Below are 16,375 nucleotides of genomic sequence, written 5' to 3'. Positions count from 1 at the left end.
TGAATAACGAGGTAGATAAAGTTGAAAAATTTAAAACTATTCCAAGAAAAAATTAACTATAAATTTACAAATATAAGTGTACTTAAAGAAGCTCTTACCCATAGTTCCTATTCAAATGAATACAAAAAAATCAAAAACAAGGACAATGAAAGGTTGGAGTTTTTGGGAGACAGTGTACTTGGTCTTATAATAAGTAACCATCTTTTCAATACTAAAAAAAATCTTCCAGAAGGAGAACTTACTAAAATAAGGGCAGCGATAGTATGTGAGAGAACTCTTAAAGACTTTGCAAAAAAAATCAACTTAGGAGAATACCTATATCTTGGTAAGGGGGAAGAATCTACAGGAGGCAGAGATAGAGATTCTATACTTGCTGATGCTGTAGAAGCTTTAATAGCAGCAATATATATTGATGGTAATTTTGATTTTGCCACAAATTTTGTACTTAGCTTTATGAAGGACATTATTGATGATGCTGTAGATGGAAAGATTATGAGGGACTATAAAACTCAGCTTCAGGAGATAATACAAAAAGATAATAAGGATAGTATTCATTATAAGCTTTCGAGACATTTTGGACCAGACCACGATAAAACCTTTGAGATGGAGGTTTTTTTGGGTGATATTGTAATAGGAGAAGGAAAAGGAAAAAGCAAGAAGGAAGCTGAGCAAGAAGCTGCAAAAAATGCAATGGAGAAATTAAAATGAAAAAAATAATTCCAATATTCATACCACATCAGGGCTGTCCAAACGATTGCGTATTTTGTAATCAAAGAAAAATTACAGGTAAATTAGCATCCATAGACTTCGATGAAATAAAAAAAGATATTGCAGAATTTATAAAAACTATTTCAAAGGAAAGTGATATAGAAATAGCTTTTTTTGGAGGAAGCTTTACTGCTCTTGATAGAGATATTCAAAAAGGGTGTCTTGATATTGCAAATGATTACATGAAAAAAGATTATAGGATAAAGGATATTAGAATTTCTACAAGACCAGATTCTATTGATAAAGAAATACTAGATTTTCTTAAAATTCATAATGTAACTATAATTGAACTCGGAGTTCAGTCCCTAGACAAAGAGGTTCTAAAACTTAGCAATAGAGGGCATGATGATAGGTGCGTATATACAGCATCAAATCTTATCAAAGAACAGGGGTTTAAGTTGGGACTTCAGATGATGGTAGGTCTTCCAGGAGATAGCCCTAAGAAGTCTATTTTTACTGCCATGGAGTTTGCTAAAATAAAACCTGATTTTGCAAGAATATATCCCGTACTTGTAATTAAAGAAACAGCTCTAGAAAGTATGCTTTTAGGAAAAATTTATAACCCCCTTTCTCTTGATGATACTGTTCAAACAGTTAAGAAACTTTATAGTATTTTAATAAGCTCAGATATTGATGTTATAAGAATTGGCCTTCAGGCTAGTGATACTATAAATGTGGGGAAAGAAATAGTTGCAGGACCTTTTCATCCTTCTATAGGAGAGCTTGTATATTCTTCATTAATAAAAGACTATCTGATAAAGTATATAAAACAAAACAAAAATACCACAGATATAGATATAACTTGTGGGACCTCTATGATTTCCAAAATAGTAGGAAATAAGAAAAGTAATATAAAATACTTTAAGGAAAACCTTAATATAAACATAAATGTCCAAGAAGATATTTTATTAAATAAGGATACTATACTTTTAGACAATAACTATATCACTATAAATTCCATAGCTCAAAAGCTTTATCATGAATACTTCTAACAGGAGGTGATTTTAATGCACTTAAAAAAAATGGAGCTAAAAGGATTTAAATCATTTCCAGATAAAACTGAAATATTATTTCCCAAAGGTTTAATCTCTGTAGTAGGGCCAAATGGAAGTGGAAAAAGTAACATACTAGATGCTGTAAGATGGGTATTGGGAGAGCAAAGTATGAAAAATCTTAGAGGAGAAAAACTCGAAGATGTTATTTTTTCCGGTACAGAGAAAAGAAAGGAAATGGGGTATTGCGAAGTTTCTTTGATTATTGACAACTCCAATCAAAAAATCAATTTGGAATATACGGAGATTGCAATAAAAAGGAAGGCTTTTAAATCTGGTGAAAGTCAGTTTTTTATAAACAACAAACCCTGTAGATTAAAAGATATAAAAGAGCTACTACTTGATACAGGTATTGGAAGAGAAGGATATTCCATTATAAGTCAAGGGAAAATCGATGAGATTGTAAATGGTAGTTCGGTTCATAGAAGAAAGATATTAGAAGAGGCAGCCGGAATCACAAAGTTTAGATATAAAAAAGAAGAGAGCGAAAAAAAACTGTCTTCTACAAAAGAAAATCTAGAAAGAATAAATGACATATATAAAGAGATTGAAAAACAGATAAAACCTTTAGAGATTCAAAAGGAAAAGGCTGAAAAATATTTTGTATTGAGAGAAGAACTTATAAAATCAGATATTAATAGGGTTTTAAAGGATTTTGATGTCCTTTATAAATCACAAAGGGATGCCTTAGCTGAAGTAGAGATTCTAAAGAAAAAGGTAAAAGAAACTGAAAGATTAAAGCAGGATATTACAAATAAGATATTTCAGTCAAAAGGAGAGCTAGGCTTTTCTGAAGAAAATATTAAGGAATATCTAGAGGAAATAGAAGAGCTTGTAAAATTAGAGCAGTCTTGCCTTAGAAAATATGATGTAACAAAAGAAAAAATAGTTAATATAAAAAGCAATAATATAAGACTAAAAGATTCTCTAAGCTCAGAAAAGATTGAAATTGAAAATTTAAACAAAAAAATAAAAAATATTGATATTGAACTAAATAATATAGAGCTATCTATTGATGAACTGACTAAAGAGCATAAAGAGCGTATCAAATCCCATAAGTCAGAAATAGCAAGCCTAGGTGAAATGGATGAAAGTATAGAAAATCTTAAACTAAAAGCAATAAACCTTGAAAGTGAAAAACTAAAAATTGAATCAAGATGTGAAATGTTAGAGGAAAATATAAAAAGTATGGAAGAAAGAATGGAGGAAACATCAAAATCCATTCTTGATGTAAAAGACACTCTAAAGCAGTATGTGGATGAAGGAGAAAAAATAAAACAAGAAATAAAAGAAAAAAATAAAGAACTTGACTCTTCAAAAATCGAGCTAAATGCTATCAAAGAAATGATTAGTGAAACAGAAGATAAAAAATCCAAACTCTTAAAATCTTTAAATGACAACTTATACGAGATTAAAGACACCAAATCAAAGCTTTTGATGCTTCAAAAAATGGAAGAGGATATGGAAGGCTTTTCAAAAGGGAGCAAAGAGATTTTAGGAAATAAAAATTTAAAGGGAATCAAAGATGCTGTTGCAAATATAATAAAGGTAAAATCAGGCTATGAAAAAGCAATAGAAGGGGTTCTATCTGGGCAACTTCAAAACATTATTGTAAATACAAAAGAAGATACAAAAAATGCCATAGACTTTTTAAAGAAAAATAGACTAGGTAGAGTGACATTTTTACCCCTTGACTCAATTTCAGGAAGAACTCTAAACTATAATCAATCAGGAACTTTAGCTTATAATGTGGTGGAATATTCCTCTTTATATGAAGAGATAGTAAAATATCTTTTAGGACGAATAGTTATAGTTGACACTATGGACGAGGCTATAGCACTTGGTAAAAAAAATAAAGACTCCTTTAAAATAGTTACAAAGGATGGAGAGATATTTAATGTAGGAGGCTCAGTTACAGGAGGTAGCCTTTATTCATCGGCAAGTATATTTACAAGAAGAAAAACTATTGAAGAACTAATTAAAAAGCTCAGCGAACTCGAGAGTTTTAAAACAAAGCTAGAAGAAGAGCTTAGACGGGCAGATGAAAACTTAGATGATTTAAAAAGAAATCTAAATGATATAGATTTGAAGAGAGAAAATCTTGAAGGATTTATTGTAAGGAAAATAAATGAAAACAAGGAGCTTCAAATAAAAGAAGAATTTTTGAAAAGACAAGAAACATCTTTTGAAGCTGAAATCCAAGGGATAGAAAAAGCAGTTTCAGACTCTAAGCTTACATTGAAATCAGACTTTGATAAGGTTAAGTCATTTGAGATAGAAATAAAGGGCTTGAAAAATCAAATAAACTCTAAGCTAAATGAAAAAGAATTAATAGTGTCTACTATGACATCTCAAGATAATAAAATTAGGGAGTTGGAAATTGAAAAAACTAGACAGGAAGAAACTCTTAATGGAAAAATAAAAGAAAAAAATGAGCTTAACTTACAACTAACAAATAAGGAAAATCAACTTAAAAATGTAGAGGAAGAGATTCTTTTCAATGAAAAAGAAGAAAATAGATTAAAACATTATGCAGAAGAACTAAAAAAAGAGTCAGATGATTTAAAAGCAAAGATTAAAGATTTAGAATCTGAAAAATCAAATTTTGAAAAGGAAAGAGCTTTGCATGAGGAAGAGATAGAAAAATACCATAGAGAAAGTGATGAACTAAGCAAGCAGCTAAATAGCTTTTCTGTAGATTTGGGAAAAAAAGAGTCTGATTTATCAAGGTACATATATCAAGAATCTTTAATCAAGGAAAAAATTATGGAAGACTATGAGATGGATATAAAAGAGGCTCAGGTGCTTAGAGATGAAACTCAAGAAATATCTAAAAAACATATTCAAAGCTTAAAAAAATCCATATCTGAGCTAGGAAATATTAACATGGACGCCATAGAAGAGTTTAAAAATGTAAAGGAAAGATATGATTTTTATTTATCTCAAAAAACAGATCTTGAAGACTCAACTGAAAAAATTGAAAATATAATAAAAGATCTAGAAATAAATATGGTCAAGGAATTTAAGGAGAGCTTTTTAGACATCAATGAAAAGTTCAAAGAAGTATTTAAAGTACTATTTGGAGGTGGAAAAGGAGAGCTTATATTAAAGGATGGTGAAGACATACTGGATTCAGAAATTGATATTAATGTTCAGCCACCAGGGAAAAAGCTCAAATCAATAAGTGTCTTATCAGGAGGAGAAAAAGCTCTTTCGGCTATTGCAATACTTTTTTCCATTTTGATGAGAAAAGCAGTCCCTTTTTGCATACTTGATGAAATTGATGCCCCACTTGATGATGCCAATATAAATAGGTTCATTTCTTTTTTAGAAGTGGTTTCTAAGGAAACTCAATTTATAACTATAACTCATAGAAGAGGAACAATGGAAGCCTCTGACTATATATATGGAATAACGATGCAAGAAAAGGGAGTTTCAAAGGTATTAAGTCTTAAACTGGATGAAGCAGAAAGCTATATAGAAAATTAATAAGGAGGAAAAGATGTTTAAAAAATTCATTAAAAATATAATGGGATTTGAGGATGAGAAAGAAAAAGATGATGAGGAAATCATAGAAAATTCCACAGAAGAAATAGAAGATTTAGAAGAACAACAAATAGAAGAAGCAATAGAAAAAATAAAGGAAGATATTAAAGAGGATGCATTAGGGGAAATAAAAGAAGATTTTAAAGAAGAAATTATACAAGAACTGAAAGAAGAACTCAAAGAAGACATTGAAGAAATTGAGGACATTGAAGAAGTTGAAGATAAAAATATAGAGATTGAAGAAGAGTCAAAAGAAGATCCTATGGGGGAGATTCAGGAAGAATCTCAGGAAGTGCCTCAGGAGCAGCCAAAAAAATTCAATTTATTTTCAAAGCTTAAAGAAGGGCTTAGTAAAACTACCCAAAATCTAACAGGAAAATTAGACGATCTTTTCAAAGGGCATATTACCATAGATGAAGAGCTATATGAAGAGATTGAAGAGATATTAATTACAGGAGATATTGGTTTTGAGACTACTATGAAGATAGTGGATACATTAAGGACCAATGTAAAAAAGAAGTCTATAAAAGAAATTGATGGTGTTAGAGAAGAGCTAAAGCTTATAGTAGAGGAAATTCTATCATCAGATGATGCTAAACTCAAAATAGAGCCTTCTCCTGCTATTCTTGTAGTTGTGGGAGTAAATGGTGTAGGGAAGACTACTTCTATAGGGAAGATAGCATCAAGACTCAATCAAGAGGGGAAAAAGGTAATGCTTGCAGCAGGAGACACCTTTAGGGCAGCAGCAGCAGACCAACTTGAAATTTGGGCACAAAGGGCAGGGGTAGATATAGTAAAACATGGAGAAGGAGCAGACCCTTCGGCTGTGATTTTTGACTCCATTCATAGCGCAAAATCGAAAAATATAGACGTTCTTATTTGTGATACAGCGGGAAGGCTTCACAATAAAAAGAATCTTATGCAGGAGCTTTCTAAGATATTTAGAATAATAGAAAGAGAATACCCTGAGGCTACAAGGGAGGTTCTTCTTGTAATTGATGCAACAACAGGTCAAAATGCAATGAATCAAGTTAAAATATTTAAAGAAGCAGCGCCTCTTGATGGAATAATACTTACAAAGCTTGATGGTACTGCAAAGGGTGGTGTGGTACTTGCAATTAAATCAGAGCTGAAAATACCAATCAAACTAATAGGAGTTGGAGAGAAGATTGAGGATTTACAGGACTTTGATGCTAAATCCTTCTCAGAAGCTTTATTTGCTAAAAGTGAGTAAATATATGTTGACAATTGAAGATATGTAATATAAAATACTTTAGTGTAAAGGTTAAAAACTTTACAGAGGTGATACTTATGGAGATTCAAAAAGTAGTAGAAATAAGTGAACTCTTGGATATCTACGGAAAACTTTTGACAAAGAAGCAGCTTGAAGTAATAGAGCAGTATTATAATGAGGATTTGTCCCTTACAGAAATAAGTGAAAATCTAGAGATTTCAAGACAAGCTGTATATGACACAATCAAAAGATCAGAAAAGCTTCTTTATGAATATGAAAAAAATATTGGATTTAAGAAGCTGAAAGATAAACGATTAAAAGAGATTAATGATATTTTAATCAGCTTAAATAAATTAAGAAAAAGTGTTGATAACGAAGACTTTTTGAATAAAGTCGATTCTATAATAGATTATTGTGAGGGGTTATCAGAATGATATTTGAAGGTCTTGCTGAAAAACTTCAAAATACCCTTAAAAATCTTAAGGGCAAAGGAAAGCTTACAGAAAAAGATGTAGAAGCTGCAATGAGAGAAGTGAAACTTGCTCTTTTAGAAGCAGATGTTCACTACAAAGTAGTAAAGGATTTTGTAAAAAAAGTCAAAGAAAGATCTATTGGAGCTGAGGTACTAGAAAGTCTTACTCCAGGGCAACAAGTAATAAAGATAGTTAATGAAGAGCTTTCAGAGCTTATGGGCGGGGTGCAAAGCAAGCTAAACCTATCCTCTAAGCCTCCTACTGTAATCATGCTTGTCGGACTTCAAGGAGCTGGTAAGACAACTACAGCAGGAAAACTAGCTTTAAATCTCAAAAAACAAGGCAAGCAGCCAATGCTTATTGCATGTGACATATATAGACCAGCCGCTATCAAGCAGCTTGAGGTGGTATCAGAAAAAGCTGGAGCTGTATTTTTCTCGGATGAGGGCAATAAAGATGCGGTTGATATAGCAAAAAAAGGCTTAGAAAAGGCTAAGACATTAGGATATGATATTGTAATAGTTGATACAGCCGGAAGACTCCATATAGATGAGAATCTTATGGAAGAGCTAAGTAGCATTAAGAAAAATGTAAAACCTCATGAAATTCTTCTTGTAGTGGATTCTATGACAGGGCAAGATGCCGTAAACATTGCCCAGTCCTTTGATGACACATTAGGCATTGACGGAGTAATCCTTACAAAGCTTGATGGTGATACAAGGGGAGGGGCTGCTTTATCTATAAAGGCTGTCACCCAAAAGCCAATCAAATTCGCAGCTATTGGAGAAAAACTTGAAGATTTAGAACCTTTTTACCCAGACAGAATGGCATCTAGGATTTTAGGCATGGGAGATGTACTAAGCCTAATAGAAAAAGCTCAAGGAGCATTTGATGAAAAGTCTGCAAAGGCTATGCAAGACAAAATAAAATCATCAGATTTTACATTTGATGACTTTTTAGAGCAGATGCAACAAGTTAAAAAAATGGGGCCATTAAAGGATTTAATCCAGATGATACCAGGAGTATCCCAAATGAAGGGGATTAAAGATATTGATATAGATGATAAAGAGCTTGTAAGAGTGGAAGCAATAATACAATCCATGACAAAGCAGGAAAGACAAAACCCTTCAATAATAAACGCAAGCAGAAGAAAAAGAATTGCTAAGGGAAGCGGAAACGAAGTTTCTCAGGTAAATAGGCTTTTAAAGCAGTTTGAAGAGTCCAAAAAAATGATGAAGCAGTTTACCCAAATGAACAAGTCCATGAAAAAAGGAAAAATGAAATTCCCTTTTCCAGGATTATAGATTAATAAATTTTTAAGGAGGTGAAAACATGGTAAAAATCAGACTAAAAAGAATGGGTGCTAACAAAAAACCTTTCTATAGAATAGTTGTTGCTGATTCTCGTGCACCAAGAGACGGTAGATTTATAGAAGAAATAGGTTACTACAACCCAGTTTCAGAACCTAAAGTTATCAAAATAGATAATGAAAAGGCTGAAAAGTGGCTATCAACAGGAGCTCAGCCAACTGAAACAGTAAAAACTCTTTTCAAAAAGAACGGCATTATCTAATAATAGAAAGTACATACTTTCTATTTAGATATGTCTAGGAGGTAATTAATATGGGAGAACTTGTTGAAGTAATTGCAAAATCCCTAGTTGACCATCCAGAGGAAGTTACTGTTACCGAGACTCATGGAGAGCAATCTATCATAGTCGAGTTAAAAGTAGCATCTGAAGATATGGGGAAGGTTATTGGCAAGCAGGGAAGAATTGCAAAAGCGATAAGAACTGTAGTCAAAGCCGCAGCCATAAGACAAAACAAAAGAGTAATAGTAGAAATCATTCAATAAGGATTAGAGTATACTCTAATCCTTTGTTTGTTATCTAATCCTTAATGTTTTTGAGGTGATTTTGATATGAAACAAAAGATAAGAATAGGTAAAATTGTAAACACCCATGGACTAAAAGGGGATGTAAAAATATATTCCTATGCTGATTATCCTGAGCGATTTGAGGAAATTGGATATGTGTATTTTGAAAACAGCGATCATAAAATTAAAATAAATAGCATAAAATACTCTAAAGGAATGCCTGTCCTAAAGCTCGATGGGATAAATACTGTAGAAGAAGCAGAGAAGATGAAAAACAAATATATTTTCATAGACAGAGATAATCTCAGGGATATGGAAGAGGACGAGCATCTGATATCAGACCTAATAGGATTTGAAGTTTATGATACAAAAGAAAATTTTATAGGCATTTTAAAAGATGTACTTCAGTACACTGCAAATGATGTTTATGTCATCGAGGATAAGGTTGTCCAAAAGGAATATTTAATACCAGGCTTAAAGAGATTTATTCCTGAGGTAGATATGGAAAACTCAAAAATAATAATTGATCCTATAGAAGGAATGATAGAGTAATGAATTTTCATATAATGACTCTTTTCCCAGAGATAATTCATAGCTATATGGGTGAGAGTATCATGAAAAGAGGAACGGAAAAAGGTGAAATATCATATAAATGCTGGAATATAAGGGATTATTCTAAAAATAAGCATAGAAAAGTAGATGATTATCCTTATGGAGGAGGAGCAGGCATGGTAATGACTGTTGATCCAATAGTTAGCTGTTATAACCATATAAAAGAAGCTGTTTTTAAAAAGCCAAAGGTTATCTATCTTACTCCAAAAGGTGAAAAATTTACTAATGAAATGGCAGTAGAGCTTTCAAAAGAAGATGATCTTGTACTTCTATGCGGTCATTATGAAGGCATAGATCAAAGAGCTATTGATATGATTGTAGACAAAGAGGTTTCAATTGGAGACTATGTACTCACTGGAGGAGAACTTCCAGCTCTTGTACTTATAGATAGTATATCTAGACATGTAAAAGGCGTTCTTGGGGATGATGACTCCCTAGATGAAGAATCATTTAGCGATGGATTGCTTGAATATCCTCATTATACAAGACCAGCAGAATATGAAGGGCTTAAAGTTCCTGAGGTTCTTCTTTCTGGAAATCATAAACATATTAATGAATATAGAAAGACTGAGTCTTTAAAACTGACTCTAGAGCGAAGGCCTGATATACTAGATATTTCAAAACTATCAAAAGAGGATATCAAGATTTTAGAAAAACTCAAAAATATTGACAAACAGTCAAAATAAGTATATAATACCTTGTGTTTAAAATTCGGGCGTTCCTCTGTTGTTTGGCATTAAGAACGTCTTTGTGAGGAGGAAATAAAAATGGAAATTTTAAGAGCTATTGAGCAAGAACAAATCAAGACTGACTTACCTGAGTTTGGAGCTGGAGATACAGTTAAAGTTCATATCAGAGTAAGAGAGGGAAAAAGAGAAAGAATTCAGATTTTTGAGGGAGTTGTCCTTAAAAGACAAGGTGGAGGACTTAGAGAGACTTTCACAGTAAGAAAGATTTCTTTTGGTGTAGGAGTAGAAAAAATATTCCCAGTACATACTCCAAGTGTAGAAAAAATCGAAGTTACAAGAAAAGGTAAAGTAAGAAGAGCTAAGCTTAACTACCTAAGAGATAGAGTAGGAAAAGCAGCAAAAGTTAAGGAAGCTAGATAACTTTAAAAGCCTCTAAAAGGAACTGAGTACTCAGTTCCTTTTATTATGGGAAAACGCACCTACTTTTTTAAAAAATCCCTGAGTGTTTTTATATGATATAATAACCATAAAACTTAAGATGTAAGAAGGTGAAAAAATGAATTATGATGATAAAAATATGGAGATAGTAATAAACTGGTATCCGGGTCATATGAAAAAGACTAAAGAGCAGATTGCAGAAAACTTAAAACTAGTTGATGTTGTTATAGAAATTGTAGATGCTAGAGCGCCAATAAGCACAAGCAACCCTGATATAGATGAACTTGTTAAAACCCTTCCCAAGGTAGTTGTTTTAAACAAAGAAGATCTTTCAGATCCTATCCTTCTTAAATCCTGGATGGACTACTATAAATCAAAAAATTATGAATCTGTAGCAGTTAATTCACTTACAGGCAAGGGTATTAAAGATTTACTTGGATGTCTCAACAATAAATCAAAGGCTTTATATGAAAACCTTGCTAGAAGAGGTAGGAGAAGAAGACCCCTTAGAGTGATGGTAGTTGGGATACCAAACGTAGGAAAATCTTCTATTATAAACAAGATAATAGGCAAAAAAAGCACTCAAACAGGAGATAGACCTGGAGTAACAAAAGGAAAGCAGTGGGTAAAGCTAAAGGGAGACCTTGAGCTTCTTGATACACCAGGAGTACTTTGGCCTAAGATTGAAGATCAAGACGTAGCTTTAAAGCTTGCTTTTTTAGGATCTATAAAAGACGATGTAATAGAAATAGAAGAGATTGCAGTGGAGCTTATAAAATATATTTCCAAGGTAAAACCATCTGTTTTATCAGAGAGGTTCAAGATTGAAGAAGACCTTGAATCCGTTATGGATATAATAGAGGCTATTGCTAAAAAAAGAGGATATATACTTCCTGGGGCTGAAATCGACTTTCTAAGACTCTCTTCGACCCTTCTCCACGAATTCAGAAGCGGGAAGCTAGGGAAGATAACCCTTGAATCCCCTGATGACTTTAATAAAGCTATATAATTTTATATTTTTTAAAAGACCACTAATGGTCCTGTTCTTATGATTATTCAAAGAATAGGTCCATTTTTAAATTACATATTATCTAAGTGAATTAAATTGCTTTGCAGTGATTAGATAAAACATATACAATATATTTATAAAATATTAGAAATTTTCATAAAAAAATGAAATGAGGTACATATTTTGATGGATAAACTGAAAGTTCAAGAAATTAAAAATATAATCGATAAACTAGAAGAGAAAGAATATCTAAAATATATAGATATGATGTCAAAAGATAATAGAGAATCTGTAAAAAAATTGGCCCTTGGTCTATCAAAAAAGCTAGACAAGTCTAGAATAGAAACAGAAAGACTTATAAAGCTCTTTGAAATAGAGGAGCATTTCATAGAAAAAGGAAATACTCTAATAGGGGGAATTGATGAAGCGGGAAGAGGTCCTCTTGCTGGGCCTGTAGTTGCAGCCTGCGTAGTCTTAGAAAAAAATCCAATGATAAAAAAGATAAATGATTCAAAAAAAATAAGTGAGAAAGTTAGAGAAGAATTATTTGAAGAAATAAAGAATAATTCGATTTCATATGGGATAGGAATTGCAGACAACAACGAAATCGATAGTCTGAATATATATGGTGCTACAATGCTTGCCATGAGAAGAGCTATAGAAATGTGTGATATAAAACCAGATTTTATACTAATAGATGGAAATCAAGCAATAAAAGAGATTTCTTTGCCTCAAAAAACGGTGATACAGGGAGATGCAAGATGTTCATCTATAGCCTGTGCTAGTATTTTAGCAAAGGTTACAAGGGATTCTTTGATGAAAGAATATGCAAAGATATACAAGGTGTATGGATTTGAAAAGCACAAAGGATACGGCACACTGGAACATGTAGATGCTATAAGAAAATTTGGAGTAACTCCTATTCACAGGATGTCCTTTTTAGGCAAAATACTAGAGCAAAATTAGAACCGGATGCTCTTACAAAGGGAGGGAAATCATTTGAGGATAGATATAGGAGCAAATAGCTTTAGGACAGATTTGAACTTAAACAAAACCTCAAGCGATGCTAATGAACTAAAAAATAGAGGAGAACATGTAAAAGGCAAGGTTCTTGATGTGAATCAAAATACTGTGCTTATTTCATCTGGAGGGAAAGAGTTTTTAGCTACCTCAACAGTTCCAATGGAAAATTTTATTGGAGAGGAAATGCTTTTTAATATATTTATAAATGATGATGGAAGCGTACTTTTAAAACCGGATATGCAAAAAAAAGAATTGAATTTGGTAAAAGAGTTAAAGCTTGAAGACTTATTGAACACATTAAAACAACCTATAACTGGCGAAAACAAAGAAATTTTAAAGGAAATGATTAAAGCAGGAATTCCAGTTACGAAGGAATCCTTTAAAGAAATAAAAGATCTAAATATTTCATTGAAGCTAGTTAAAGAAGAGGATTTTACTTTGATTTCAAATGACAAGCTAAAGCTTCCCTTAGATGAACTAGTAAAGCAAGGCATAGAAAAATCATCAAAAACAGATGTACATCAAAATAGCATAAGCAATATGGCTTTAAAAGATATATTGTTTTTAAAATCAGCAAATATTACTGTAAGTGCTCAAAATATTAAAGCTCTATCTGAGATATATCAAAATATAAAGGATAAAAATATTGATCTTATTGGACTTGAAAAACTTAGTCACAATGACAAAGAAAATAAAATAAATCAAAGCTTTGAGAATAAGGAAGATTTAACTAGCAACAAAAATACTCAAGTAAGTGATATTTCAAAAGAAGCTTCATTTAATAAATTTGATGAAATAAGCAAAATACAAACCTCAAATAAAATTGGCCTTGATTCTAAAAATCAGGATACAGAGAAAAACACATTACTTAAGAGCGGTTCATCTGAAAATCAAAATTTAGATAAAATAGTAAATCTAATTAAAGACGCATCTATTAAGAACTTGGATTTAGAAAAAAACCATCAGGAAAAAAATCCAATAAAGTTAGACTTTGAAAAAATTGAGGATAATCTCAAACTGCTGATGGATGCCTCTAAAGATAGAAAAGATATTAGAGATATATTAGAAAAGGATATTCTTCCTAAAACTGAGCTACTTAAAAATTTTACAAAGGATCTAAGCTTTCATATTGTGCCATTTGAAATAAAAAAATATGAAAATATTGCCCAGTATTATGTGAAAAAAAATAAAAAAAGAGAAGAAAATGATGAGCTTAGAATTGGATTTTCCATAGACACCTATAAAAATGGAAATGTAAGAGCTTTATTAACCTATAAAAATGAAAGCACTATGAATATAGATATGTACTTTGAAAATAAGAGTATTGAATCAAAATTTAAAAAACTGCTCCCAAAGTTAGATTTAGCAATTAAAAACTTAGGATATAGCAATATAAATCTAAAAACTCAGATTAAATTAGAAGAAACAGGACCATTAATAGAAGAAGCTTCATACAAAAATATTAATCTAGAAACCTTTGAAACGTGGGTGTAGATATATGAAAAAAAAGATTAGAGGAAGAGAAACTGCAGTAGCATTAAACTATGACTCTGATAGAGATGTTGCACCTAAAGTAGTTGCAATTGGACAAGGAAATGTAGCAAAAAAAATGCTTGAAAAGGGAGAAGAAAGTGATATCCCTATATATAAAGATGAGAAGCTAGTCTCTCAATTAGCGCAGATGGAAATGGGAAGCTATATCCCAGAAACTCTATATGAAGCTGTGGCTCAGGTGCTTGTTTTTATAGCTGAGGTGGATTCATATGAAGAATAATAAAATCAAAGGGAATTTAGGGGAGGATTTAGCCTGCTTATATCTAACTAAAAATGGATATAATATTTTGGAGAGAAATTTAACCTTTAAATTTGGAGAAGTGGATGTAGTTGCAATAAAGGACAACATTTTAACTTTTATTGAAGTTAAATCCAGAAGTAGCTTAAATTTTGGTCTTCCAAGTGAAGCTGTTGATTTTAAGAAAGTAACAAAGATAACCAAAGTAGCGAAAGCTTATATTTCTAATACTTCATTATATTATAATGAAGTATCCTTTGATGTAATTGAAGTATATTTAAATGAGAATAAAATAAACCATATTGAAAGGGCATTTTAAGGGGGAGCGAGATGTTTTTTAAAAGCTTTTCAGCAGGGACAGAAGGAATAAACGGGTATATTGTTGAGGTGGAAGTGGACATTACTACAGGGATTCCAGGCCTTACAATGGTAGGGCTTCCGAATGGTTCTGTAAGAGAAGCTAAAGACAGAATTAAGTCTGCAATAGGAAACAGTGGCTTTAAATATCCAAACAAAAAAATCGTGGTAAACTTGTCCCCAGCAGATATCAAGAAAGAAGGTTCACATTATGATATTTCAATTGCGGTATCTATACTTATGGATAGCCAGCTTATAGATGAAAAGCATCTAAAGGATACAGGATTTTTAGGTGAACTTGCATTAAATGGAGATTTAAAACCAGTAAAGGGATGTACTGCGTTGCTTCTTGGACTAGCAAAAGAAAAGAAAATAAAAAAAGTTATTATACCTTGGGAAAATAGAAATGAAGCATCTATGGTTCCAGATATAGATGTGTTTTTAGGAAAAAATTTAAAGGAAGTATGTTTTTATCTAAAAAATGAAGGGGTTCTTGAGAGTCTTTCAAATATAGACTTAAACTATAAAATTCCAGAAATCGAGGATTTTAAAGACGTAAAGGGAAGCTTTATTGTAAAAAGAGGAATGGAGATTGCGGCTGCAGGATTTCATAATGTATTTATGATAGGTCCTCCAGGATCAGGAAAGACAATGATTGCATCTAGGCTAAACACCATAATGTCTGATCTTGATGACAAAGAATATATGGAAGTAAGTCAAATTTATAGTTTTTTAGGTGAAATTCCAGACAATATAATAGCGAGGAAGCGTCCTTTTAGAGCGCCTCATCATACTGTAACCTACTCATCCTTGATTGGAGGCGGATATAGCAGCACGCCTGGAGAGGTAGTGCTTTCTCATAACGGAATACTATTTATGGATGAGTTTCTGGAATTCAACAAAAAAATTGTGGAAGGACTTAGGCAACCCCTAGAGGATAAAAAAATTACAATATCTAGGGTAAATAAAAAAATAACCTATCCCTCTGATTTTATTTTAATAGGTTCTAGCAATCCATGTCCGTGTGGAAACTATAAAAACCCATTAAAAGAGTGTCTCTGCAGTGAAAATAAAATAAAAGCATATCTTAATAGGGCATCTGGACCGATGCTTGATAGGATAGATGTATTTTTAGAAACTACGCCATTAGCCTATGATGAAATTTCATCTAAGTCAGATGAAGAATCATCCCTAAGCATAAGAGATAGGGTGATGAAGGCTGTGGATTTTCAAAGACAGAGATTTAAGGATGAAAATATAAACTATAATAGTCAAATGAACATAAGACATATTGAAAAATACTGCAACCTTACTAAAGATGCAGAAAACTTTTTAAAATCTGCTTTCAAAAAAACAGGACTTTCAGCCAGAAGCTATCATAGAGTTCTTAGAGTATCTAGAACTATAGCTGACCTTGACTCATCAGAGGACATCAAATTAAATCATATTGGAGAAGCCTTAAGCTTTAGAAAGACATTTATGAAATATTGGGGTTAATTAATATGAAT

At 32.1% G+C, this 16,375-nt stretch carries 17 protein-coding genes; all 17 read left to right on the top strand.

Features of this window, described 5'->3' with window-relative positions:
* The first annotated feature begins 21 nt into the window (after positions 1–21).
* The 17 genes from rnc (at position 22) to J2Z35_RS07965 (ending at position 16,364) form a co-directional block, all read left to right on the top strand.
* Positions 22–708 (top strand): ribonuclease III, encoded by a 687-nt coding sequence (rnc, locus tag J2Z35_RS08045; protein ID WP_245330805.1) that lies wholly within the window; start codon positions 22–24, stop codon positions 706–708.
* The gene (locus J2Z35_RS08040) at positions 705–1,760 is read left to right on the top strand and encodes an elongator complex protein 3 (RefSeq protein WP_209660882.1); all 1,056 of its coding nucleotides are present in this window, start codon (positions 705–707) and stop codon (positions 1,758–1,760) included. The genes rnc and J2Z35_RS08040 overlap by 4 nt, the downstream gene beginning before the upstream one ends.
* Positions 1,761–1,775: 15 nt before the next feature.
* Positions 1,776–5,309 (top strand): chromosome segregation protein SMC, encoded by a 3,534-nt coding sequence (gene smc, locus J2Z35_RS08035; RefSeq protein WP_209660881.1) that lies wholly within the window; start codon positions 1,776–1,778, stop codon positions 5,307–5,309.
* Positions 5,310–5,322: 13 nt separating this feature from the next.
* Entirely contained in the window at positions 5,323–6,600 is a 1,278-nt protein-coding gene (gene ftsY / locus J2Z35_RS08030; RefSeq protein WP_209660880.1) for a signal recognition particle-docking protein FtsY, read from the top strand.
* A 77-nt stretch (positions 6,601–6,677) separates the two neighbouring features.
* On the top strand, positions 6,678–7,034 hold the full coding sequence (ylxM, locus tag J2Z35_RS08025; protein ID WP_209660879.1) for a YlxM family DNA-binding protein: 357 nt from the start codon (positions 6,678–6,680) through the stop codon (positions 7,032–7,034).
* On the top strand, positions 7,031–8,377 hold the full coding sequence (gene ffh, locus J2Z35_RS08020; protein WP_209660878.1) for a signal recognition particle protein: 1,347 nt from the start codon (positions 7,031–7,033) through the stop codon (positions 8,375–8,377). Before ylxM ends, ffh begins: the two co-directional genes overlap by 4 nt.
* A gap of 28 nt (positions 8,378–8,405) precedes the next feature.
* Positions 8,406–8,645: a 30S ribosomal protein S16 gene (gene rpsP / locus J2Z35_RS08015; RefSeq protein WP_209660877.1), complete on the top strand. Its 240-nt coding sequence runs from the start codon at positions 8,406–8,408 to the stop codon at positions 8,643–8,645.
* Between the two features lie 50 nt (positions 8,646–8,695).
* Positions 8,696–8,926, top strand: coding sequence for a KH domain-containing protein (locus tag J2Z35_RS08010; RefSeq protein ID WP_209660876.1), 231 nt, complete (start codon positions 8,696–8,698; stop codon positions 8,924–8,926).
* A 66-nt stretch (positions 8,927–8,992) separates the two neighbouring features.
* Positions 8,993–9,499 carry a ribosome maturation factor RimM gene (rimM, locus tag J2Z35_RS08005; protein ID WP_209660875.1) on the top strand — a complete coding sequence of 169 codons (507 nt, stop codon included), beginning with the start codon at positions 8,993–8,995 and terminating at the stop codon, positions 9,497–9,499.
* Positions 9,499–10,245, top strand: a complete 747-nt coding sequence (trmD, locus tag J2Z35_RS08000) for a tRNA (guanosine(37)-N1)-methyltransferase TrmD (protein WP_209660874.1) — start codon at positions 9,499–9,501, stop codon at positions 10,243–10,245. Before rimM ends, trmD begins: the two co-directional genes overlap by 1 nt.
* Before the next feature lie 81 nt (positions 10,246–10,326).
* Positions 10,327–10,668 carry a 50S ribosomal protein L19 gene (gene rplS, locus J2Z35_RS07995; protein ID WP_209660873.1) on the top strand — a complete coding sequence of 114 codons (342 nt, stop codon included), beginning with the start codon at positions 10,327–10,329 and terminating at the stop codon, positions 10,666–10,668.
* Positions 10,669–10,804: 136 nt separating this feature from the next.
* Positions 10,805–11,695 carry a ribosome biogenesis GTPase YlqF gene (gene ylqF, locus J2Z35_RS07990; RefSeq protein ID WP_209660872.1) on the top strand — a complete coding sequence of 297 codons (891 nt, stop codon included), beginning with the start codon at positions 10,805–10,807 and terminating at the stop codon, positions 11,693–11,695.
* 186 nt (positions 11,696–11,881) lie between these two features.
* Entirely contained in the window at positions 11,882–12,661 is a 780-nt protein-coding gene (locus tag J2Z35_RS07985; RefSeq protein ID WP_209660907.1) for a ribonuclease HII, read from the top strand.
* Positions 12,662–12,694: 33 nt separating this feature from the next.
* A complete protein-coding gene (locus J2Z35_RS07980; RefSeq protein ID WP_209660871.1) occupies positions 12,695–14,212 on the top strand; it encodes a hypothetical protein in 1,518 nt (505 codons plus the stop codon).
* A 4-nt stretch (positions 14,213–14,216) separates the two neighbouring features.
* The gene (locus tag J2Z35_RS07975) at positions 14,217–14,492 is read left to right on the top strand and encodes an EscU/YscU/HrcU family type III secretion system export apparatus switch protein (RefSeq protein ID WP_209660870.1); all 276 of its coding nucleotides are present in this window, start codon (positions 14,217–14,219) and stop codon (positions 14,490–14,492) included.
* Positions 14,482–14,829 (top strand): YraN family protein, encoded by a 348-nt coding sequence (locus J2Z35_RS07970; RefSeq protein WP_209660869.1) that lies wholly within the window; start codon positions 14,482–14,484, stop codon positions 14,827–14,829. The genes J2Z35_RS07975 and J2Z35_RS07970 overlap by 11 nt, the downstream gene beginning before the upstream one ends.
* Positions 14,830–14,840: 11 nt before the next feature.
* Positions 14,841–16,364, top strand: coding sequence for a YifB family Mg chelatase-like AAA ATPase (locus tag J2Z35_RS07965; protein ID WP_209660868.1), 1,524 nt, complete (start codon positions 14,841–14,843; stop codon positions 16,362–16,364).
* Positions 16,365–16,375 lie beyond the last annotated feature (11 nt).

This window comes from Acetoanaerobium pronyense, assembly GCF_017874355.1.
GTDB classification, from domain to species: Bacteria; Bacillota; Clostridia; order Peptostreptococcales; family Filifactoraceae; genus Acetoanaerobium; species Acetoanaerobium pronyense.
Note: the sequence above shows the minus strand (reverse complement) of the source record. Positions and strands in the feature narration are given on the sequence as shown.

Bases quoted from the DNA above. Each gene is read 5' to 3' on its own strand.
- J2Z35_RS08040 (WP_209660882.1), top strand. From the start codon at position 705: ATGAAAAAAATAATTCCAATATTCATACCACATCAGGGCTGTCCAAAC.
- smc (WP_209660881.1), top strand. From the start codon at position 1,776: ATGCACTTAAAAAAAATGGAGCTAAAAGGATTTAAATCATTTCCAGAT.
- ftsY (WP_209660880.1), top strand. From the start codon at position 5,323: ATGTTTAAAAAATTCATTAAAAATATAATGGGATTTGAGGATGAGAAA.
- ylxM (WP_209660879.1), top strand. From the start codon at position 6,678: ATGGAGATTCAAAAAGTAGTAGAAATAAGTGAACTCTTGGATATCTAC.
- ffh (WP_209660878.1), top strand. From the start codon at position 7,031: ATGATATTTGAAGGTCTTGCTGAAAAACTTCAAAATACCCTTAAAAAT.
- rpsP (WP_209660877.1), top strand. From the start codon at position 8,406: ATGGTAAAAATCAGACTAAAAAGAATGGGTGCTAACAAAAAACCTTTC.
- J2Z35_RS08010 (WP_209660876.1), top strand. From the start codon at position 8,696: ATGGGAGAACTTGTTGAAGTAATTGCAAAATCCCTAGTTGACCATCCA.
- rimM (WP_209660875.1), top strand. From the start codon at position 8,993: ATGAAACAAAAGATAAGAATAGGTAAAATTGTAAACACCCATGGACTA.
- trmD (WP_209660874.1), top strand. From the start codon at position 9,499: ATGAATTTTCATATAATGACTCTTTTCCCAGAGATAATTCATAGCTAT.
- rplS (WP_209660873.1), top strand. From the start codon at position 10,327: ATGGAAATTTTAAGAGCTATTGAGCAAGAACAAATCAAGACTGACTTA.
- ylqF (WP_209660872.1), top strand. From the start codon at position 10,805: ATGAATTATGATGATAAAAATATGGAGATAGTAATAAACTGGTATCCG.
- J2Z35_RS07985 (WP_209660907.1), top strand. From the start codon at position 11,882: ATGGATAAACTGAAAGTTCAAGAAATTAAAAATATAATCGATAAACTA.
- J2Z35_RS07975 (WP_209660870.1), top strand. From the start codon at position 14,217: ATGAAAAAAAAGATTAGAGGAAGAGAAACTGCAGTAGCATTAAACTAT.
- J2Z35_RS07970 (WP_209660869.1), top strand. From the start codon at position 14,482: ATGAAGAATAATAAAATCAAAGGGAATTTAGGGGAGGATTTAGCCTGC.
- J2Z35_RS07965 (WP_209660868.1), top strand. From the start codon at position 14,841: ATGTTTTTTAAAAGCTTTTCAGCAGGGACAGAAGGAATAAACGGGTAT.